This is a genomic window from Sphingobacterium sp. UBA7253 (assembly GCF_002472745.1).
Taxonomy (GTDB): Bacteria; Bacteroidota; Bacteroidia; order Sphingobacteriales; family Sphingobacteriaceae; genus Sphingobacterium; species Sphingobacterium siyangense.
The window spans coordinates 1-22,333 of the sequence record NZ_DKSP01000139.1 but is presented as its reverse complement, the minus strand read 5'-3'; the positions used below and the strand labels follow the sequence as shown (position 1 = coordinate 22,333).

The window sequence follows — 22,333 nt, the reverse complement described above, 5'->3', positions numbered from 1 at the left end:
TAAGAAAAGAAGATTTTTAGGAAAAACCGTATGCGTTTTTTCTTAAAAATCTTCTTTTCTACAATCTAATTTACCTTCCTTTTCAAGGTCATTTAAGGTGGTTCCCTTCCATGTTTTTACCCGCTGTATATAGGCAGCCCTTCCAATCATGTGTGCTGCAACCGGAGCCGTTAGGATCAGAAAAAATCCAATAGCTATAGCCTTGGTCGTTACGGATACATCCGGGAATGTCATTGCCGCACAGATAAGTAAAAGTCCCACACCCAGCGTTGCCGCCTTTACCGTAACCGAAAGACGCAAATAAAAATCGGGCATCCGCAAGATGCCAATAGACGCAAATAGTATGGCCAAGGCCCCGATGGTACTGAGAATGGCTAAAGTAATATCAATCATCTTTGCTTTGTTTTTCTAAATAAAATGAAAATGCGATCGTACCAAGAAATGCGATAAGCGCCAAGATCATGGCAATGTCTAAAAACACTTCCTGCGAAGTTCGTATACTATAAACGGTAATAATGCCAATTCCGATGGTGATAATGAGATCTAGGGCAATAACACGATCAAATATCTGGGGTCCTTTATACAGACGAATAAAAGCCAGTATGACTGAGATAGTCAAGATCGGAAGGATCACATAATCAAAATAGCTATTTAAAGTCATCTTAAGAGTTCTAAAAGTCTTCGTTCAACATTATTTTTAAGGGTAGAAACAAACTGTTCCTTGCTTTTCATGTACATGACGTGAATAAAGAGCGTTTTTTTATCTTCACTTACGTCGAGGATGAGTGTGCCGGGTGTCAACGAGATAAAGGTTGAAAGCAGGTTAATTTCCAAATCGGTTTTTGCATCCATGGGATACTTGACAATCGCAGGTTTGATAAAAAACTTGGGGGTTATCACGTCGTAGGCAACCTGCACATTGGCAACAATCATTTCCCACAGGAAAAAAAGAATAAAACTCAATGTTTTGGGGACCCGATAAAAGTAGCGTTGGTCCACCTCATTCCTGTTCATAAGCCAGAGGATACCAAATCCCAACATAAAGCCGAAAAGGAAGTTGGTGTAATACATCGATCCCGTCAATGCGACCCAGATAAAGGATAGCATGAGGTTCATTAAAAACTGTTTGATCATATCATTTCTGCCCTCCTAATACAGCGTTTATGTAAGGTGATGTGTCCAATAATTGTGTAGCGATTTGATCCGCGACATGGATAATCGCTTCGGCGTTGAGTCCGATATACAGGGACGCAGAAGCCAAAATAACAACAGGCAGTATGAGCATTGTTCTTTTATAGCCGATCATACCCGCAAATTTGTCCTCAATGATTTCCGGATCAGGCGCATCTTTCCAGAATACCTGCGCCCACATTTTGGCGATGACAAACAAGGTGATAAAGCTACCAATAATCAGGGCTCCCGCGAAAGCATACTTCTCTAAGTGGAAGGCATCTTTGAATAGATAGATTTTAGGCCAGAAGCCCGAGAGAGGCGGGATGCCCACCAGTGAAAAAAGAACAATGGCAAAAAGTAATGAAATCTTTGGGTATTGGGCATAAAGTCCGCCCAGTTTAGTCATATCCATGGTGCCGCGGAGTTGTCGTATAACACCGGCTATGAGGAATAAATTCGTTTTGACCATGATATCATGAATCAGATAGAATACTGCCCCCAATAAAGCCCATTTACTATATAAGCCCAGTCCGCCAATCATAAAACCGATATGACAAACGATCAAATAAGAAAACAACCTTCGGATATTAGTTTTGATCAGTGCGCCAAAAGCACCCGTTAGAATAGTCAATATGGCTAAGACGATAAGCAGTTCCTTGGTAAAATGATTGGGAATAAATAGTAAGGAAAATACCCGGAACAAGGCGTAGATCCCAACCTTGGTCAATAAGCCTCCAAATGTCGCTGCTACGGCCGAAGGTGGCGTATGGTAAGAGGACGGTAACCAAAAATAGAGTGGAAATACGGCGGATTTAATACCGAAACCGATCAGGAAAAATGTTGCTGTAATTTCTACTAAAGCCTGATTTTGTATTTTAGGAATACGCAGGGCCAGGTCGGCCATGTTTAATGAGCCTGAAATACCATAAAGTATACCTATTCCTGTTAAGAAAAATGTGGAAGCCAGAATATTCATGGCCATATATTTTACGGCACCTTCCAATTGGGATTTTCTGCCCCCCAAAGTCATCAGCACAAAAGAGGAAATAATAATAACTTCAAACCATACATACAGATTGAAGATGTCACCGGTTAGAAAAGCCCCATTGAGCCCCATCATCAAAAAGTGAAAGATCGGGAAATAACCATAGAGTATGCGCTGGCGCCCCACACCGACACAGGAAAAGATGGAGACTGCCAGACCTGCGATAGAAGTCAGGAGAATAAGGGTACTACTGAATAGATCGGCAACAAAAACGATCCCAAAAGGAGCTTTCCAATTCGCTGCATTCATGGTCAAAATACCATCATCATAAACCTTGAAGAATAGTTTAAAGGCAAGAATAAGTGCGAGCAAGCTTCCGCCAACGCTCAGAAAACGTTGTGCAGTGGATTTGCGCCACAACATCAGTTGGACAATAGCAATAAATAAATGCACGATAATCGTGGCAATAATGTGGTTGTCTATCATATATCTTCTTCCTCAGGCGTGTTCAAATCATCCAGATCATCTGTCCCCAGCAATGCATATACACGCTTGAGTAAAACGATGGCAAAGGAGGTTAGGCCAAAGCTGATCACGATGGCCGTTAAAATAAGTGCTTGCGGAATCGGGTCCGCATAAATATCGGTGAATACCTTCAGATCGGGGCCAATGATGGGTGGTTTACCTTTTATAATATTTCCCAATAAGAAGATCAATATATTGGTACCATTGCCCAGCAACATAATCCCCAACAACAATTTCACCATGCTTCGACGCAAGATGAGGTATATTCCGGCAGCATAAAGGATGCCGATCAATAGCACGAGTATCAGTTCCATTATTCTTCTTCTTCAGTAGTTAAAGCAATTGTAAATAAAATTGTCAGGACAACACCGATGACAACAAAGTATACACCAAGGTCAAAAAATAAGGCGGTTCCTATCATCCCGATAACGGGGATTTTCTCTTCCAGCCAAAGCCCGGTCATGACGGGGTAGCCAAAAAATGCAGGTAAGAACATGCTTATGGCCGAAATCCCCAATCCGATGGGGATGAGTGACAGGGGTTTGTACTGAATCAGTTTCATGGTATTTTGAGGACCAAAGGCAAAACTATGCAGCACAAAGGCAATCGAAGCAACCAAGCCGCCAACGAAACCTCCGCCGGGGTAATAATGCCCCCTGAGTAGAAGGAACACCGAGAAAAGTAAGAGTATCGGTAATAAATACCGCGTAGCGGTCTGTAATATTGTACTGTTCATTTGTTACTATTTAGCAAGGAGTTATCAGCTCATTTGTGCATAACCTTTATCAATCATTATTCTTTATCAGAGGATTTTAAACGTAATTTTAATAAGCTATATACCCCTAATGCAGCAATACTCAATACTACAATTTCAAACATGGTGTCAAAACCTCTGAAATCCACAAGTATTACATTGACGACATTTTTTCCTTTAGCAAGCACATAAGCATAATCGCCATAGAAATCACTGATATTAGTTGTTGTTGGTTCATGGAGTACACGGAGTGCGACCATGGATAGCAAAATTCCAAAAACGATAGCGACCACGGCGTCGCGAATGATAGTGCGTCGGTTGGCCAAATTCAGAAAAGAAGGGAGCTTAAAGAGTACCAATACGAAGAGTACCACCGTGAGTGTATCAATGGTGAATTGCGTCATCGCTAGATCTGGGGCACTGTAAAACACGAAAATAAGACATATGGCATAGCCTACAACACTGGTGGCTACTACGGCTGTTAAACGGGATGAGGTGCGGATGGTGAGTACAATGGCGCCGATCAAAATGCAGACTGTGGTGACTTCGTAGAAACTCACTGGAGATAAGGTTTCCCATTTGATATGGAGTGGCCCGCCCAGGTATAACTGGTAGGCGATCAATAATTCGGCAAATAAGATAATTTTCAACAGATACGAACGCAAATAGCCGTTGTGCATTTTGTTGGTGAAGAAAGTAGAGAACAAAACAATTTCCTGCGCACATAATTGGATGATATATTCAGGAGAAATCTTATTGAAATTTGCAATCCAAGCCAATTTTTTCTCGCTGGGCCTGTTTGTGAAATAAAGCAACGTACCAGCGGCAATTGTAATAGCGCTTAGTAGCAGGATTAAATTAAAGCCATGCCAGATTTTCAGGTGAAATGTTTCGCGGCTTGCGAGTATACTTGTTGCGGTAGGTCCGGCAATCCATTCGCCGACAAGTCCTGGGATGCACCCAAAGACAACTCCTAATATAGCTAAAAGTAGAGGTGGGATCCACATGGCTTTATAGGGCAGGTGGATTGTATTAAATTGCTCGGGTAGCTTACCCACAAAAGGTTTGATGCCGGCCATAAATCCAGCAGAGACCAAGAGTATATTTGTTACTACTGCAGCGACGGTCAAATAGAGAAATAAATCGGGTGTGGCATGTAGTGTTGCCTCGTAAATCAGATCCTTTCCAATAAATCCAAATGTAAGTGGAATACCTGCACTGGAAAGTGCCGCTAGGAGACCTGCGATAGCGACAGGCATTAATACCTTGCGTAGCCCCCGCAAGACTGTAAGATCTCGCGTTCCCGTTTCATGGTCTATAATCCCCGTAATCAAGAATAATGCGGCTTTATATAGGGCATGTACGAGTATAAAGACACTTGCAGCGATAATAGCATCCTTGGTACCGAGTCCCAATAAGAAAACCAAAATACCGAGGGCGGATATGGTTGAATAAGCGAGTACTCCCTTGAGGTCTGTTCTGAAAAGCGAATGGAATGCGGCATAAAGCATCGTGAGGCCACCAATGGCCATGAGGGAATACATCCAGATCGGGTTGCCCCCTAGTATCGGTGAAAAACGGGCCAAAAGGTAGATTCCGGCCTTTACCATGGTTGCCGAATGTAAGTAGGCTGACACAGGTGTTGGCGCCTTCATAGCACCGGGTAACCAAAAATGGAAAGGGAATTGTGCTGATTTCGTAATCGCTCCAAGTGCTACGAGGCCAAAGACCAGGGGAAAGAGTGGATGTTGCTGAATGATTGATACTTTGCCGATGAGTGCTGTAATATGGTAAGTACCGGCAATATTACCCAGCAAAATAAAACCTGCCAGTAGAAAAAAACCACCCAACCCAGTAATGGATAGTGCAGTCAGTGCGCTTTTGCGAGAATCATTTTTGTCATTGTTAAATCCAATGAGAAAAAATGAGCTGATCGAGGTCAGTTCCCAGAAGATAAACAATAGTAACATGTTGTCCGACAGGACAAGCCCCAGCATAGCCGACATAAAAAGGCAGAGGTAGCCAAAGAATCGATCGATATACCGATGACCTTTGAGATAGGCATTCGCATAAAAGAATATACAGGATCCGATCCCAGTAATCAATAAGGCGAAAAGTAGCGACAGTCCATCTAATTTAAAATCCAGATTGATGCCTAAGGAGGGCACCCACGATGTTGATTGTACGAAATAGGAGCCTTGACCAATAGGTACAATATATTGCGTAAAGTATAGAAATAGAAGTACCGGTAAGAATGCGAGAATAAAACCCCATTTGGTTTTTAGGAATCGACCAAATGGAACAATAAGGCTCGATGTTATTAGTCCTGAAAGAACAGTAAATAGCATGTAGTCTTTGTTTTAATTTTTAACCTTCTACATTTCATCGTTGCCAATGCTTATACGGCGATGAAGGTTTTTTGAAAGTTTACAATATAGTAAAAAAAAGCGAAAAAATGCTAGTTTTTGACCGTTTTCTCTCTCTATAAATGATAAAAGCAGGAATTTTGTTTTGTTTGTCGGAAAAAAAACAAAACTAGTTTAGCAATTTAGAGATGAATAAATTCGGGTTTAGAATTATTATTTGGGATTGACAAAAAAAAAGAGCATTTTTACGATACAATTATTAAACATCCTCAATTGGATGTGTTTTTTACCCTAAATAATCTCATCTATAAAAATAATAGAATCAGAGTGTGGAAGAGATCTAACTATGCAGAAAGAAGAAGTATTGTTTAAGACACACTATAATGGACTTTGCCATTTTGCTTGGAAGATTGTGGGTGACCTTTCTCTAGCAGAAGATCTGGTACAAGACTCTTTTATTGCTTATTTCAAAAATACTGATCATGTCAGTGATAATGAGATTGCAATAAAGAACTATCTCTATAGTTCTGTGCGTTTCGCTTGTTATAATCATATCCGTCATGAAAAGGTCCGTCAAAAATATTGGAATGTTGTAGGTTTTACCGAAGAAGATAATACTGCGCTTGAATTGAATATGATTCACAGTGAGGTCATTCAGGAAATATATAAAATTATTGAGGAAATGCCTTTCGCCTGTCAACAAGTTTTTCGGCTTGGTTATCTTGAAGGTTTATCCAATCTTGAAATTACACGGGAGCTGCAAATTAGTATCAATACTGTAAAAACACAAAAGCAACGAGGCATGAAAATGTTGCTCAAACGTTTGAATCCCGAGTTTATACCCCTTATTATATTTTTGTTAAAAAATATTTAAATTCTTGTCACCCTTTTCTTCGTCTTAAGTTTCTTTATGGTAATTGATGAAAGAAAACACAAGACATATCACTGATTTAATACAGAAATTCCTTTGTGGTCAATTGACAGCAGAGGAACAAGTGCAGCTTGATGAATGGCTCAATGCCAGTTCACAAAATAAGCAGCTTTTAGAGTCCTTCCGAAAAGCGGAAAATATAGCAGAAGATTTAGCCGTTATTCGGCAGTTGGATGTAAATCAAGCATGGGAGCGGTTGAAAAGTAAAGAATCTAACAGCGCGAGATCTTTTCGGAAATGGTCCTTAAGCATTGCAGCATCTATTGTATTCTTGTTAGGTGGTTTTCTATTATGGAAAGGTGATTTTACCTCATTCTTTTCGGGTGATAAAAGTGTAATAGTTTCAAAAAAGCAAGATATTGCTCCTGCAACAAGTGGTGCAGTATTAGTCTTGGCTGATGGCTCCAGGCTCTCTTTGAATAGTGATTCCACTAAAACCTTGACTAAAAACAATAATCTAATCGGGAATAGCAATGAGTTGATCGTTAAGGGAATAGATCAAACGATCCCATTGCAATACAACTCATTGATTGTTCCAAAAGCAAGTTTCTATAAGATGACTTTGGCTGATGGAACAAAAGTTTGGGTGAATGCGCTATCTCAATTGAAATTTCCTGCGCAGTTTTCACCGAAAGAACGTAGAGTCTTTTTGGATGGAGAAGCCTATTTCGAAGTTACCCCCAAGTCAGATCAACCTTTCATTGTGGAATCGAAAGGTAATGAAATTAAAGTGCTCGGAACGCATTTTAATATTAATTCTTATTCGGATCATGTTCGAACAACTTTAGCAGAGGGGAGAGTGGAGGTACGTCAAAATGATCAACGGGTAGAATTATTTCCTGGTGAATATGCTTCTTCTTTTAAAGACAACTTAGTTAAGGGAAAAGCAGATCTGGCCCATGATCTTGCTTGGCACAACAATGAATTTTATTTCAAAAAGGAAACGATAACGAATATAGCACATCAATTATCACGTTGGTATGATCTAGATGTTACCTTCCGAGGTGATGTGCAGCTGGACAAAGAGTATACCGGAAGTATTGAGCGTGATGTAAAATTGTCTCAAGTATTGGAGATGTTATCCTATGTCAGTAACCTAAAATTTGAAGTAGAAGGTAATAAATTGATTATTGCTACCAAAAGTTAAGGACTAACAATTTATAAAAAGAAAATAGCGCGCCTATGATAAAATAATACATCAAAAGCAATGACCTAAAAAAGAGAACAGGAATGTTGCAGCATCCCTGTTCAGAAAAAGATGCGATCATCAGGTCCTAAAATCTAAAAATGAACAATTAAATCCCAATTAACCACAAAGTGTAAATGTATGAATAACTTACCACTTAGCAAAAGGTGGTCCTTGATCCCTCAAGACCCACGATTTTGCAAACCATTACGTATTATGAAAATTAGTACATGTCTTCTATTCGCATTTGTGACGGGTGTGCACGCTAAGAGCGCAGCACAAAAAGTCACGTTGAATATGAAAAATGCACGTATTGAAGAAGCATTGTCTGCCATCTCCAAGCAGTCCCATCTACGTGTTTTATATAGTGAAAATCTGAATACTAAAGCACGGATTTCTGTGAACGTTAAGGATGCGTCCGTTGAGGAAGCATTGAATGCTGTCTTAAAAAGCAATAATATTGAATACAAAATTATTGCTAACACCATTTCGGTCAACAGTAATGCAAAGAATATCAGTATGACAGTCCCATTGGCTATACAGCAATCCGTTTCAGGTACCGTCACTGATAAAAATGGAAAGGGATTAAGTGGCGCTACTGTAACCGTAAAGGGAACTTCTATTTCGACGCAAACAGATGATTCAGGGCACTTTAGGATTAATGCCTCTTCTTCTGCAGTTTTGGTCGTTCGGTATGTCGGGTTTGGAACCAGGGAAATTTCCATGGCTGGTAAGTCAACTATAAATGTTGTACTTACAGCTAATGATCAAAAATTGGATGAAGTCAATGTAGTTGCCACCGGTTATCAAAATTTGGATCGTAAATTATTCACAGGCGCATCTTCGAAGATTGATGCGAAAGAGGCTGAACGTGCGGGGGTTCCGGATATTTCTCGTATGTTGGAGGGACAAGCAGCAGGGGTTTCCGTTCAGAACGTGTCTGGTACATTTGGAGCGGCACCCAAAATTCGGGTTCGTGGTGCAACCTCACTTACGGGAGATAACAAACCACTTTGGGTAATTGACGGTGTCATCCTGGATGAGGCGGTCAATATCTCCAATGAGGCATTGTCAACAGGGGATGCAAATACGCTATTAGGTTCTTCTGTAGCAGGTTTAAATCCAGATGATATTGAGTCGATCACTGTATTGAAAGATGCTGCTGCCACAGCCATGTATGGTGCTGCTGCAATGAACGGTGTTGTGGTCGTAAATACGAAAAGGGGACGCAATACAGATGGTGTTGTCAATTTTAATTATTCAGGAAACTTCACCACCTATATCAAGCCTAATTACAACCAATTTGATATCATGAACTCAGCGGAGCAGATGCAATTGATCATTGATATGGAAAACAAAGGCTATTTAAATCATTCACAGGTTTCTCGTTCCCCAACTGGAGGTGTCTTTAACAAGATGTATAATCTGATGTACGATTATGATCCTTCTACTGATTCGTATGCTTTGCGCAATGATGCTCCCTCTCGGTATCAATTTTTGCAGCGCTATACCAATGCGAATACAGATTGGTTTGACTTACTTTTTAAGCAGTCCCTTGTTCACGATCACTCCCTAAGTATGTCTACAGGGACGGCTAAAAGCCAGACCTATGCATCTACTAGTTTTATGAATGATTCTGGTTTTACGTTGGGGAACTCTGCGAAGCGTTTTACTGCGAATGTCCGTAATAATTACAAAATCAATGATAAATTGAGTACCGAATTTATCTTCCAAAGTAATATTAGGGATCAGCGTACTCCAGGAACATTAAATAGAGTTTCGGATGCTGTGTATGGTAGCTATTCTCGTGATTTTGATATTAACCCATACTCTTATTCGCTAAATACGAGTCGTATTATAACCGCTTACGATGAAAATGGAAAACTAGAGTATTTTAATAGAGACTACGCACCATTCAATATCCTTAATGAACTCGATAATAATTATATCAAGTTAAAATTGATGGATATTAAGGTTCAAGCTGGTATAACGTATAAAATTTTACCTTCCCTGACTTATTCTGCGAATGGGATGTATCGTTATTACAATTCCGAAAGACAGCATATGATCACAGAAAATGCGAATCTTTCCAAAGCATATCGAGCAAACCAGGATCAAACAGTAAATGCAGGAAATAGGTTTTTGTACGCGGATCCAGATTTCCCCAATACGGATAAATATGTGATATTACCCAATGGAGGATTCTTTAATGTTGCCAATAATAATATGATCAGTTATTATATGCGCCACAATTTGGAATACAACCAAAAATGGAATGATCATACATTAAATTTATTTGGAACCTACGAGCTTCAGTATGCGGACAAACAAAATCATGATTTTAATGGTCCAGGAATAGAATATGGCAATGGAAATTTAGTAATGCCTACCTATCGCTATTACAAGTATGCGATTGAAAGTGGCAACGTTCCTTTTTCAATGGCCTATAATTATGATCGAAAATTGGCCTATGCACTTCGAGGTGCTTATAATTATAAGGATAAGTATTCATTTAACTTTACGACACGGTATGATGGCTCAAATAAAATGGGACATTCTAATGTAGCTCGCTGGCTGCCTACCTGGAATTTATCGGGAGCATGGGACATTGACCAGGAAAATTTTTTCAACCGTGAAAATAAAATTCTCTCTTCAGCACGCTTAAGAGCAACTTATGGTCTTGTGGCAAATATGGGAAATGCGTCAAACTCCTCTGCTGTATTTTATAATGCGGTGGCATATCGACCTTACGAATCGGAGAAAGAAGGTAAAATTAATATTGACGGTTTAGAAAATTCAGAATTGACTTGGGAAAAGATGTACGAATTGAATATTGGTACTGACCTAAGCTTTTTAAATCGTCGAATTGATTTGAACTTTGATTATTATAGAAGAAACATTTTCGATTTGATTGGGCCTATTCGAACATCGGGTATTGGAGGTCAGTTCGAAAAACTGGGTAACTATGCGGATATGAAGGGGCATGGTGTTGACATTCAACTAGGCGGATATCCTTTTAAAGATCCGCAAGGTTTTACTTGGCGGACCCAGTTTACCCTAGGCTTTAATAAAACAGAAATTACAAAACTTGATGTGACACGTAACATCTGGAATTTAGTTTCTGCTGAAGGTGGGGCCAAATTAGGAAAGCCACATCGTGGATTGTATTCTATCGATTTCGATAAGCTTAACGCAAGAGGTGGGTACCCGATGTTTATCGGTACTGACGGGACACCAGGTGCTACGTATTTTTGGCTGCAGGACAATGAAACTGATTTCTTAAAATATGAAGGCCCTGTAGACCCTACAATAGCGGGTGGATATTATAACCGATTAGAGTATAAAAATTTCAGTTTGTCCTTTTTAATGAAATTTGCTTTTGGTAATAAGGTTCGTCTGCAACCTAGTTATTCCTCATCTTATTTGGATATGTATAATGTATCAAAGGATTTGATCAATAGGTTTTTATATCGTGGTGATGAGTATCTAACGGTGATTCCCTCGACTTTGGATCCGTTGTCGGCAGAATTCGATGTTAAGAATGCTTTGGAAGAAAGAAATGCGGCAAACTATACGTACAATGCTTACAACTATTCATCCGAGCGTGTGGCGAAAGGCGACTATATTCGTTTGTCACAAATTTCTATTGGATACAATGTACCTAAGGAGCTCGTGTCACGCATTAAATTCAGAACAGCACAGTTTAATCTTGTAGGGAATAATTTATGGTTATTATACTCAGATAAGAAGTTAAACGGAGTCGATCCGGAGTTTTATAGTAATGGTGGAGTTGCTCTTCCTGTGCCAAAACAAATTACGTTATCTGTGAAGTTGGGATTCTAAAAATATAAATCATGAAATTAAATACTATCAAATATATTCTTTTATCCTCTGCTTTTTTGTTCAGCGGATGTAGCAAATATCTTGATCAGGAGCCTGATATGCGTGCTCAGATCAATACTGTAGATAAAGTCAAACGATTGGTTGCGTCAGCCTATCCTGGGCGAAATTCTTTGGCTATGGCTGAAACGTATTCGGACAATGTCGAAGACAAAGGTGTTGGCGATTTGTATCAACCGGTTCCTGCTCTTTATGAGTGGAAAGATATTATCGGCGATGATACGGATTCTCCAACCGCTTATTGGAATTCATGTTATGAGGCAATTGCAGCAGCTAATCATGCACTGGATGCTATTGAGAAGAATGATTTTGGCGCTGATGTTTTGCCTTATAAGGGCGAAGCACTTGTTGCTCGTGCTTATTGTCATTTTATGCTTGCCAACTATTTTGCAAAAGTATATGACCCAAAATCGGGAGCTAGTAATGATTCCCCAGGTGTACCTTATGTGAAAGAACCTGAAACGGTGCTTATAAAAAAATATGATCGAGGAACCGTTAAATCGACTTATGATAATATTCGTCAGGATCTGGAAGAAGGATTAGCGTTATTAGACAAAGGAAAAGGACTTTGGGATGTCCCTAAATATCACTTTACACCTGAAGCGGCTCATGCTTTTGCTACACGTTTTTACTTGTTTACAGGAGAATGGCAAAAGGTAGTGGATAATGCCAATAAGATTTTCGGTGGTAATTTTACGGGTAAATTAATTCCTTATAATTCCACGTTCAAGACATTGGGGTTTGAGTCCGTTCGTACAGAATTTGCCAAAGCCGAACAGCCCTATAACTTATTGATTAATGAAACTTATAGCGGTTACCAAAGATGGTGGAACAATCGTTATGCGATGGGGATAAATGTGTTTCAAAATATTTATAATGGTATGACGGCTGCTGGAGCTAAGCTTTATAACTTTGGGGTAAGTTATGGATCTCCACATTACACCACCTATCTGTGGAAAGAGTTTTGGTACGTGACAAATCCAACCGCAAATACAGGCTATCCAATGTTAATGGTATCCGTATTGATTACAGATGAGGTATTATTGAATCGAGCAGAAGCTTATGCCGAATTGGGGAATACCAATAGTGCCTTGGCGGATCTTAATTTATTTGCCAGCAATAGGATTAATAATTATAATCCCAATACCTATGCTGTAACAGTTGCAAAATCCAAGGATTTTTTTGGTGTGGCTGATGATAAAGAAGCCTTGATTGAAACAACATTACAGTTTAAGCAAATTGGCTTTATGTCGATGGGTCTCCGTTGGTTTGATATTATACGTAAAGGATTAACTGTTAGGCACAATATGATTGGCAATGATGAGCGTGAAACCATTCTAGAACTTAAACCTGAAGATCCGAGGAGAGTCTTTCAAATTCCACAAGAAGCGAAGTTAGCAGGTGTCGAACTAAACCCAAGATAAATCATGAAAACAATTGTTAAAATATTTACAGGAGTTAGTCTGATCGGATTAATCTTTGCCTGTAATAAAGAAGATAAACTAAATTACACACTTCAGAACTACGATACATTTGTTCCGGGGGCGATTGATGAATGGATTACTAAAAATCTGACAGATCCCTATAATATCGAAGTCGTATACCGCTATCAGCGTAATATGCATGATATAAATAAAAATATATCTCCTGCAGATGAATCGAAAGTGATTCCACAAATGGATATTGTGAAAAAGGGATTTTTGGAGGTATACAATAAAATTGGTGGCGCAACTTTTATTAAAACCTATACACCCAAGCAATTCGCATTGTTTGGCTCCGGAGACTATGATCCAGATGGTTCTGTGAAAGGAGGAACAGCTGATGGTGGACGCCGGATAACACTCTATGGATTAAATGGCCTGAATGAGAATAATCCTAATTCAGTAGTTGGAAATTTACAAGTGATCCATCATGAATTTACCCATATATTAAATCAAACACGATTTATACCAGTCGATTTTGAAAAAGTATGTGTTGGAGATTATTATTCCAATTGGACTGCACAAGAAAATACACCAGCAGCAGCGAGAGCACTTGGATTTATCACTCCGTATGCCCGTAAAAATATTGGTGAGGATTTTGCCGAAACGTTGTCGCACCTAATTGTTGGAGGGCAATTGTATTATGACCAATTTGCTTATCAATCTGACTCAATTCCCTATGTTAAGTTAAAGCAAAAAGAGACCATTGTGCGGGACTATATGATTAAGTATTTTAATATTGATGTTACTCAATTACAAATGGAATTTCAAAGGGTAATGGAGGAGCAGTACAAGAGTCAATCTTATAGTTTTTTGACGGCTGTGACGAACAAAACAATCACTGAAACCATCGATATGGATATTCGATCAAGCTGGGGACAGGAAAATGTCTTATCACCTAAGCAGATTGAATTATTTACGCCTATTCAAGATGGATTTGGAAGTTATCAGGTTAAAGGGGTACGGTTAAAGATGCTTAGTGCGAGCAAGATGACCTTGTCCATTCCATTTGGCAATAATACTGATACTTGGAATGCTTTATATGATTTGGATATTATTAAGATCGATAATGAGAGTTACAAGATAAAATTGTCTACTGTACAAGGGACCGATGCCGGGTACGGATACGGTAATTTTTCTTACATTATAAGTGATGTGAAACCTTTATTAAATTATTTAGAGAGCACAAGTTTTAAATTCTCCTGGAGCATAAACGGTGTACAAACGCCACTTAATTATTTGAAATTTGTAAGTATTCAGGATTTAGCAAATCCTCAGTTTAGTCTCACGGGTAAGGTCTCAACTAAGAAATATTAATCATTTACCAATCCTCTTTAAAATGCCACTTAATAAAGAAGGTGAATTTGGAATAACAAATTCCGTATTATGGATTGGAAATTAAAAAATATGTATAGATGAAAAAGATATTTTATTTTATATGTTTTGTATTACTCGCAATGAGTTGTACAAAATCAAAAGAAGTCGAACTGGAGCTGGGGTCTGATCCAGACTCTCGCATCTCTGATACCCTTTCGTATGTTAGGAAAACATTAATTGGTGCTCCATATGGATGGAAAGCTAGTTTAACGACAGAGTATTCTGGCGGCTATGGGTTTTACATGCAATTTGGCGATAACGATCGCGTAAAAATGGTTGCCGATTTAAATGATGCAACTTCTTCGGAACTCAAAGAATCTACTTTTAGGGTCCGTCAAATTATGGCGGCGACCCTGTCATTTGATACCTATAACTATCTCACCATGCTACAGGATCCAAATCCGGGAACATATGGAGGTCAGGCTGGTAAAGGAATGGGAAGTGATGTTGAGTTTGATTATGTTAAAACTCACGGAGATACTTTGTTTTTTGAAGGAAGAAAGTTTCAAAAGCCTTTAATTTTGGTAAAGGCGAACGAATCAGAAGCAAGTAAATATATTGCGAAAGATTATCTGAATACGATTACAAAAAATAGGACNNTTTTTTAAGAAGAACCCATTGACCTCCATTGTCGTTGACGGGGTAGAAGCAGAAATAGCATTTGGTTTTAGTACGAAAAAGATGTCTGTGGTTGTTGCTAATTCAGATGGTACATTTTCTTCTTCGTTTGCAGATTTTTGTAGTACGATTGATGGACTAGAGATTGTTGGCGGAGCGCTATTAGGTAATGCTAAAATAGAACGTTTTATTTGGAAGGATGAAAATTCGATTGTTGGAATCGACAGCGGAGGTAAAGAATATCCTGTGAAAATTAATTCTTCTTCTGTTATTCCTTATATTACAGCATTGGGGACTAGTTTTTCAATCATTACTATTCCAGATGTTACAACCTTTAACGGGTGGAGTACAGATTTTATCGGAAGGAAGGCGTCAACAAAGGCAGGTATCGGTCGATGGAATATTGGTGGCCAGACCCTTATTTTAAATACGACAGATTTTAAATTTCAAGTTGTGAACAACAAGATGGCTGTTGTATTTAACATTAAATATGGCGAAAACAGAACGACATTGACGTACAATTATACGTATACAGTAGAAAACGACAAATTTAAATTTACACCTAGTGGAACGCCAGGCGGTAATGAAGGTGCACTTTATAATGATGTACGCTATTTACTTCAAGAAAGAATCAACACCGATACATTTGAATTAGATTATTTTGTAAATCCTGAAACATTTGAGGTAATGTCTCAATTTAAAAGCATTGAACATCCTGATTTCTATTTTACTGGACAAAATAATTAATAACATCTTGATTTAATATTAGGTTCGATGCAGTATGTCGAACCTAATATCCTATTATCCGCATGAAGTGCGTATAGGATTACTAATATAGGATTATGTTAAAATATCACGGAATAATATATTTTTTCTTTCTAAGTCTATTTGCTTGTGAAAGGAATCAAAAGGTGGATCTTACCGGAAGTCTGGAAGTCAAGTCGCCGTTTTATTTTGATTTATATGAGATGGAAAGTGGAAGTAAAGTTATCGCAGACACGCTATATAGCGACACCTTCAAGATAAAGCTTGATAAACTTCCAAAAGGAATCTATCAACTCGTTTTTTCATGGGATAGAGATATTATGAAGCCACAGGAGATCGAGCGATTTACCCGCCAACCTGAGCTCGGTACACCGAAATATTATATGTCAACCACATTTTGGTTGGACACCAAAGAGTCAAATAATTATACATTGTTACTGGACAGTACTTATCAACAATCGGAGCTAGAAGAATTATTGTTGGCTAAGAATGGGAGTGAATCAATTAAAATTGCAGTAGTATCCGATGGAGCAAACAACAAGTTATATAATAGATACTTAGCATTAGTGGATCGTTATAGGGCTAAAAATCGACATCAAAAAGATAGTCTTCAACAAGTAGTGGCACATTATAATGATCTTAAATTATTCGAGGATTCAGAGCGATTAAACGCGCTCTTAGCAAAAGATTGGTTGCCAAATGTTAAAACAGCACTGTTACGTGAAGAAATAAATTTTATGAAAGATAATATAGACAGCGAGGTCATTCCTCTAATCTACCATATTCAGGTTAATACGAAAGAAGATTTCGAACAATATCGTGAAGTCTATAATTTGTTTCCGCTTTCAGTTAAGCAAAATTTTACCGTTTGGAATAAAAGTAACTGACCTAGCAAACTATTGATGATGAAAGAAGTATTTAATACCCACATACCCTTTGGTAGTTATATATGGGGGGCTGGGATGATTATATTTATTGCCATGGTATCATATGGTGACTTGGAGCAAGGACTTTACACTGGGGCACTTTTGTTGTTTGCGGTATTTGCATTAACCTGGTATTTCACTTTCTTCTATAAACGTTATTGGATTGAAGACAATAAACTGTTTATTAAAAGTATCTGGGGAACAGATTCTGTTGATGTCAACTCCATTCGCAAAGTTGAAGCTGATAAGGTATTTTGGTTTGGATCGATGAGGTTCACCGTTTTAAGGCCCTATAGAAGGGGAATGATTCTGCATTATAATGTAATTGATGATATATTCGTTGATCCGGAAAATCCAACCCAATTTATTGATAAATTGAAACAAATTGCACCCAATATCAATGTTATCGAAGCGAAATAGTCTTTTTCCTCAATAAAGTTTCGTCAATACGAATTGGTTACTCGGACTAAACATCTGCCATTTGAGACGATCTATTTTGCCGGTGTTCAATTTAATAACGCTAGCAATCTGAATAGGATCTTGAAAGATTATGATTCCGGAAAGGTACCTCTATTTGGGTGGAATGCTGGAGCTGGACTTGCATATAGGATCAAACAACCCCTCATTGGCGTGAATTTTAGCCTTTCCACAAGCAGTAAAAATGACAATACAATGAATACAGGCGATTTTACGGTTTATGTATCTACCAATGCGATACGTACAGGCAGATTGATCTTTAGCCCACAGCTGGGAGTAGGTACGCAGTCTACTACTTTTACCGTTCAAAAGAAAAATCTGAATGGAGAATTTGAAGATTTTTTGATAACACAGTCCAACCAAACGAAAATGGAGCACGATGCTGCTATCGTAGACTTGAGTGTCACCTTGAAAACTTTCAATACGGAACGTAATATCTTTCGTCCTGAATGCAGAGTAGGTTATAAATCTTCTATTACAAAAAATGAATGGAAAGTAGTGAATGCTGCTGTTTCGAATGCGCCGAAGGATAGGCTTGGAAATTTCTATGTGCAATTCGCTTGGGGTAATGGACGATAAAAAAGGATAATTTATTTTATTAGCAAACAGGAGTAATAGTCAGCACTTATAGATCTTTATGAAAACACACCGCAAATTATTTTTTATCTACTGCCAGATCATGTTGGTAATCATACTCAGTCAGCAACTTATTGACGTTTACTTTCGAGGTGAAGTGACAGAATTTACCGTCGGTAGACTAGTTGCAACATGTGTGTATTTAATAGTCGGTGCGCTGGTACTCACATTTGTGGAAATTAAAACTAAGAAACGTAAATAATTTCAGATCTTTAAATATATAGGTTGTTATAACAGGATGCGGTATCCTGAAAAACATAGGAAAGCATGTTATTTAACCAAAAAAATGATGAAAAGATTATTTTTTATTAATAGGCTGTCAGAAAGGTGAAAAGAAGATATAAATCCGTTGCTAAAAAGGAGCTATTAACATCTAATTGGTTCACACTTAAAGCTAGGCAAGAGCCCGCGGTTTGGAATAAAAGTTAACTTACTTCTCGTTTCTAATTTTTGAGCTTCTTTTGGAGAAAATGTCGACATTTAATTCTGTCAAAATAAATAGGAGTGCGATCCAAGTGGTTAAATGGTGCTTATCCTTTATACCTATAACCAATAAAAGGAGAGCAAATATTATTCTAAGCCATCGACCTATAGATATTTCGACGATAGTGGTTGTCGTAAAAAATTGATAAATCTTTAATAAAATTGTGTTCATTGCTAGAATTTTAATCTATTAAAGATAAGTCTATATAGAGAATAGATCAGAATTGCAATAGCACAGATATCAACTAATGTTACTGATATAATTTTCAGTATTTCAGCATCTCGATGTATTAGGATATGCTGAGGCATTTGGCTGAGTAAGAATAGAGCAGTAATAATGTTCAAAACTAATGACAATGGGGATTTCGCTTTTAAGTATGTTTTCATCATTCTGATTATTGTATTATAGGTTTAAATTTGGCATACTTAAAGATAGTTATTTTTTTTGAAATGAAGCTATATTATCTGACTTTCTAACGGTGCTGTGATTGTAATTGCAAACTCTAACTTCTATATTAGATAATGACGTATTTGACCGAAAAATGATGAAAAGATTATTGTTTATTATTCCCTTTGTTGTTTTCTTTCTAGGATGTAAGAAAGAAAAAGACGATGGTAATCCTTTCTTAGGAGAATGGGAAATCAAGACTATCTATATAAAGTATAGCGACCCGGTTGCTGGACTAAAAGAGGAAACAACGGACGTGAAAACATTTTTGACAAAGAATGGCTATTACCCATCGACCTATAAAGGACTGCTGTTTTATGCTGTTGATAGTGCCGCATTGATTACATCGGAGATATTCACGCTGCCCAACGATGATGGGCACCTATATGAGGAGCCGGACAAACCTGATAGCGAAAGTAAAACGGCCGATAGGATAAGAGCCAGCTATAATGTCGATGGCAATACCATCACTCTTCAATTGGAACCATTATCAGTCTCACAGAAGTTAACTTATCGTTATACTTTTGTGAATGGACTACTTGAACTTGTTGTAAATGATATAGATAGCGCTTCGGGTGGAAAGCCCATGATCCATAAAGAAGTATGGACATTGCAGAAGAGCAAATAATATGATAACTTAGTATAACCTATTTTCTGAAATTTATTTACCATGAAACGGATTATTTTCCTCCTATTTTCTATTCTTATACAAGCTGTTGTAGTGAATGCACAACAAAAGACCAGAGCATTTCTATTTACGAAACCACATAAGATCGTCGAAAACGCTAAGTATGGCAAAATAAACCTATACGACGCAAGAGAGATAAAAGATAATCTGGGTGTCATACAGGTCGGTATGATGAACGCAAACCGGTTGTTGGTGGCAGAGCCATCATTGGAAAAACAGTTGCAGAGCCAATTGGAACAAATTAGCGGTCGTAAAGGCAATGGTGAATTGCTGATGCGGTTGGAAAAATTCTGCATAGCGGAATTGACGGGAGCTTTTTCTGAAAAGGGATTTTTGGATTTTAGAGCAATCTTATTCTCAAAAAAGGCTAATGGAGAATATTTACAGCTAGCCCGAGCTGATACAGCTATCGTCGTTAAAGGGATGGATGTAACCAAAGCGACTTTGGCACGCGCCAGCGAGGTTGTCAATAACCTGATCTTTGATGCATTAACCAAAAACGGCGATACCACAAAAAGCTATAGTCTCAGTGAAATTGAACATTACGACGATATTCAAAAGAAACAATTGGCACTTTATAACACGGAAACATATAAAGATGGGTTATATCTGACCTACGAAGAATTTGCCCTTCAAACACCATCCGGAGGAGAAGCTCAATTGAAAGATGGTGATTTATACTTAGGATTCTTTAAAGAAGATGAAAAAGGGAAGCTTAAAAAGATAAAACCAAAGGATTATTACGCAGTAGTGCATACTGGTCATCCATTTATTTCAAGTCAAGTGCAGTTTTATGCATTAAGCAAAGAGGATAATGATTTTATTTTTGTAGGCCCCGTTAAGGAAACGGCTTCTGCAACCAATGTCGTTGTGGCTTCAGTGTTACTGGGTGCAATAGGGGGGATGCTAGTGTCAGGCCCCGAAACAAACTATTATAGCCAAAAGCTTGATTATGTAAATGGTAGCTTCGTTCGAATGAAATAGGAGGCTGGGAAAAGAATATTGACGTTATTGTTTTCTTCAATTAGCTTTACTTTATTTGATTTATCAATATTTGTACGTATTTTTGTACAAATAAAAGTACTGTTATGTTGATCGCTAGTGTATCTGATTTCCGAAAAGACATAAAACGCTATCTGGATAAGGTGTCTAAAAACTTCGAAACCTTGATTATTAATCGTGGTAAAGACTCGGGTATTGTCGTTATGTCGCTTGAAGAATATAATTCCTTGATGGCAACAAACCATGAACTATCTTCCCGAGCAAATGAACAACGTCTTGATGCAGCGATAGAAAAGCTGAAAGCGGGAAAATCATTTGAGAAGCAATTGCCGGAGGAGTGATATGAAGTATGTTTTCGTGGATGAATCTTGGGAAGATTATTTGTACTGGCAACAAACAGATAAGAAGAAACTGAAAAAGATAAACGAACTGTTGAAAGATGTAGCAAGGACTCCATTTGAAGGTATAGGCAAGCCCGAACCTTTAAAACATAAATATTCTGGATTTTGGTCACGTCGTATTGATGAAGAACACCGACTGATCTATAAATACGAGGAAGACCAAATTCTAATTGCCAAATGTAGATTTCATTATGATTGATCAAGAGATGGTTAAAGAATATGGAGTTCTGGCGGCCCTAAAGAGCGTTTTGAATATCTAGATTTTCAACTAATATTTCTCTCCGATCTCAAAAAGATGTTTCCCTTCAATGTCGTATCGCTTAAATTGGTGGATCAAAAAGGCGTTATGATTATAATATTTACCAAATATTCAGTACTTGAGCAATGATTGGAATAAATTCTGAACAGAGTGTCACTTCATTCTTGCGCCTCTACGAAAAGATAAATTGTTGGTGTATTTGCTGTAGATTTAATAATCAGGCTAGTCTTTCCTATGCGTCGCCTTTCTGTTATGACAGTTAATCGGGAAGAATCATTGAATGATAAATTTTGGATCCTTTCCAATTCAGATAATTCATGCTATCTATTGTAAAATTTCATCTTGATAATTATTCAGATTTGTTCCAGATATTCCTGTTACGTCGGTAACCGTTACCGGCGTAACAAAGATAATGAAAAATTATATCTGGATGAGCGATGTGATTTTTTCAAGTCTGTTTAATGAGTTAGATGGAGATGTCAACTATATCTTGTCAATATTGGGATCGAAGTTGAAAGAGCATGCCAAAGCTGAAAAATGAGCTAATAGACTTAAATCTACATTGGAATTTAAGAAAAGAGGTGTAGCCGTTGAAGATATTGCCAAAGAGTTAAGACAGTCAAACAGGTGGAAAAACTAAAATAGATTTTTATTTACAAAATATAATGCATATACCGGAGCATGCTGCCCCCCTGATTCCGGACATAATTTAGGATATCATGTTTGTTTAAGCGCTGCTATCGCATGGCATTCCGTCAGATAATGACCCCTTTGTTGTTCAATCAGTATGATATTTGGAGGCATTTTTACCTCTCCAAGTAATATCTTTCTGTTTAACAACTTATATTCCGGAGCATATGGGGTCTTCCCCACTTTTGGTGGTCAAGACGGAGCGTATACTACACGTTGCCTAGATACGTCAAACCCCGCTCTACGATACATCTGCCTCTTA

At 38.1% G+C, this 22,333-nt stretch carries 22 protein-coding genes; 15 read left to right on the top strand and 7 right to left on the bottom strand.

Translation table 11 applies throughout. The annotated features are described in order from the left end of the window. Positions 1-42: 42 nt before the first annotated feature. The 7 genes from mnhG to B2X72_RS14490 are packed head-to-tail and all read right to left on the bottom strand — an operon-like array spanning position 43 to position 5,785. A complete protein-coding gene (mnhG, locus tag B2X72_RS14520) occupies positions 43-393 on the bottom strand; it encodes a monovalent cation/H(+) antiporter subunit G (protein WP_046671613.1) in 351 nt (116 codons plus the stop codon). Continuing rightward, the gene (locus B2X72_RS14515; RefSeq protein ID WP_046671612.1) at positions 386-661 is read right to left on the bottom strand and encodes a monovalent cation/H+ antiporter complex subunit F; all 276 of its coding nucleotides are present in this window, start codon (positions 659-661) and stop codon (positions 386-388) included. The genes mnhG and B2X72_RS14515 overlap by 8 nt, the downstream gene beginning before the upstream one ends. Next, entirely contained in the window at positions 658-1,116 is a 459-nt protein-coding gene (locus B2X72_RS14510) for a Na+/H+ antiporter subunit E (protein WP_227550155.1), read from the bottom strand. Before B2X72_RS14510 ends, B2X72_RS14515 begins: the two co-directional genes overlap by 4 nt. 19 nt (positions 1,117-1,135) lie before the next feature. Beyond that, positions 1,136-2,644, bottom strand: coding sequence for a proton-conducting transporter membrane subunit (locus tag B2X72_RS14505; protein ID WP_286850159.1), 1,509 nt, complete (start codon positions 2,642-2,644; stop codon positions 1,136-1,138). After that, positions 2,641-2,997, bottom strand: a complete 357-nt coding sequence (locus tag B2X72_RS14500) for a Na+/H+ antiporter subunit C (protein WP_046671609.1) — start codon at positions 2,995-2,997, stop codon at positions 2,641-2,643. The genes B2X72_RS14505 and B2X72_RS14500 overlap by 4 nt, the downstream gene beginning before the upstream one ends. Further along, a complete protein-coding gene (locus B2X72_RS14495) occupies positions 2,997-3,419 on the bottom strand; it encodes a Na+/H+ antiporter subunit B (protein WP_046671608.1) in 423 nt (140 codons plus the stop codon). The genes B2X72_RS14500 and B2X72_RS14495 overlap by 1 nt, the downstream gene beginning before the upstream one ends. A gap of 56 nt (positions 3,420-3,475) precedes the next feature. After that, positions 3,476-5,785: a putative monovalent cation/H+ antiporter subunit A gene (locus B2X72_RS14490; protein WP_286850157.1), complete on the bottom strand. Its 2,310-nt coding sequence runs from the start codon at positions 5,783-5,785 to the stop codon at positions 3,476-3,478. Between the two features lie 364 nt (positions 5,786-6,149). Between B2X72_RS14490 and B2X72_RS14485 the strand changes: the two genes are divergently transcribed. From B2X72_RS14485 to B2X72_RS14415, 15 genes are all read left to right on the top strand, one after another. After that, complete coding sequence (locus B2X72_RS14485; protein ID WP_070569139.1) at positions 6,150-6,677, top strand: RNA polymerase sigma factor; 528 nt, start codon at positions 6,150-6,152, stop codon at positions 6,675-6,677. Positions 6,678-6,723: 46 nt separating this feature from the next. Continuing rightward, positions 6,724-7,881: a FecR family protein gene (locus tag B2X72_RS14480; protein ID WP_088163046.1), complete on the top strand. Its 1,158-nt coding sequence runs from the start codon at positions 6,724-6,726 to the stop codon at positions 7,879-7,881. Positions 7,882-8,136: 255 nt separating this feature from the next. Further along, a complete protein-coding gene (locus B2X72_RS14475; RefSeq protein WP_070569145.1) occupies positions 8,137-11,763 on the top strand; it encodes a SusC/RagA family TonB-linked outer membrane protein in 3,627 nt (1,208 codons plus the stop codon). Between the two features lie 11 nt (positions 11,764-11,774). Continuing rightward, positions 11,775-13,244 carry a RagB/SusD family nutrient uptake outer membrane protein gene (locus B2X72_RS14470; protein WP_286850154.1) on the top strand — a complete coding sequence of 490 codons (1,470 nt, stop codon included), beginning with the start codon at positions 11,775-11,777 and terminating at the stop codon, positions 13,242-13,244. A 3-nt stretch (positions 13,245-13,247) separates the two neighbouring features. Next, positions 13,248-14,618 (top strand): substrate import-associated zinc metallohydrolase lipoprotein, encoded by a 1,371-nt coding sequence (locus B2X72_RS14465; protein WP_286850151.1) that lies wholly within the window; start codon positions 13,248-13,250, stop codon positions 14,616-14,618. 98 nt (positions 14,619-14,716) lie between these two features. Beyond that, complete coding sequence (locus B2X72_RS14460) at positions 14,717-15,286, top strand: DUF4302 domain-containing protein (RefSeq protein ID WP_286850149.1); 570 nt, start codon at positions 14,717-14,719, stop codon at positions 15,284-15,286. A gap of 10 nt (positions 15,287-15,296) precedes the next feature. Beyond that, positions 15,297-16,043, top strand: a complete 747-nt coding sequence (locus B2X72_RS14455) for a hypothetical protein (protein WP_286850146.1) — start codon at positions 15,297-15,299, stop codon at positions 16,041-16,043. A gap of 95 nt (positions 16,044-16,138) precedes the next feature. Beyond that, positions 16,139-16,948 carry a hypothetical protein gene (locus tag B2X72_RS14450; RefSeq protein WP_286850144.1) on the top strand — a complete coding sequence of 270 codons (810 nt, stop codon included), beginning with the start codon at positions 16,139-16,141 and terminating at the stop codon, positions 16,946-16,948. A 15-nt stretch (positions 16,949-16,963) separates the two neighbouring features. Continuing rightward, positions 16,964-17,407, top strand: a complete 444-nt coding sequence (locus tag B2X72_RS14445; protein WP_088163041.1) for a PH domain-containing protein — start codon at positions 16,964-16,966, stop codon at positions 17,405-17,407. Between the two features lie 120 nt (positions 17,408-17,527). Beyond that, entirely contained in the window at positions 17,528-18,043 is a 516-nt protein-coding gene (locus tag B2X72_RS14440; protein WP_286850140.1) for a hypothetical protein, read from the top strand. Positions 18,044-19,125: 1,082 nt separating this feature from the next. Next, positions 19,126-19,659, top strand: coding sequence for a hypothetical protein (locus tag B2X72_RS14435; RefSeq protein ID WP_286850138.1), 534 nt, complete (start codon positions 19,126-19,128; stop codon positions 19,657-19,659). Positions 19,660-19,701: 42 nt separating this feature from the next. After that, positions 19,702-20,703, top strand: a complete 1,002-nt coding sequence (locus B2X72_RS14430) for a hypothetical protein (RefSeq protein WP_286850135.1) — start codon at positions 19,702-19,704, stop codon at positions 20,701-20,703. A 104-nt stretch (positions 20,704-20,807) separates the two neighbouring features. Next, entirely contained in the window at positions 20,808-21,062 is a 255-nt protein-coding gene (locus B2X72_RS14425; RefSeq protein WP_286850133.1) for a type II toxin-antitoxin system Phd/YefM family antitoxin, read from the top strand. Between the two features lies 1 nt (position 21,063). Continuing rightward, positions 21,064-21,321 carry a Txe/YoeB family addiction module toxin gene (locus tag B2X72_RS14420; RefSeq protein ID WP_286850131.1) on the top strand — a complete coding sequence of 86 codons (258 nt, stop codon included), beginning with the start codon at positions 21,064-21,066 and terminating at the stop codon, positions 21,319-21,321. A 472-nt stretch (positions 21,322-21,793) separates the two neighbouring features. Continuing rightward, positions 21,794-21,922, top strand: coding sequence for a hypothetical protein (locus B2X72_RS14415; RefSeq protein ID WP_286850129.1), 129 nt, complete (start codon positions 21,794-21,796; stop codon positions 21,920-21,922). Positions 21,923-22,333 lie beyond the last annotated feature (411 nt).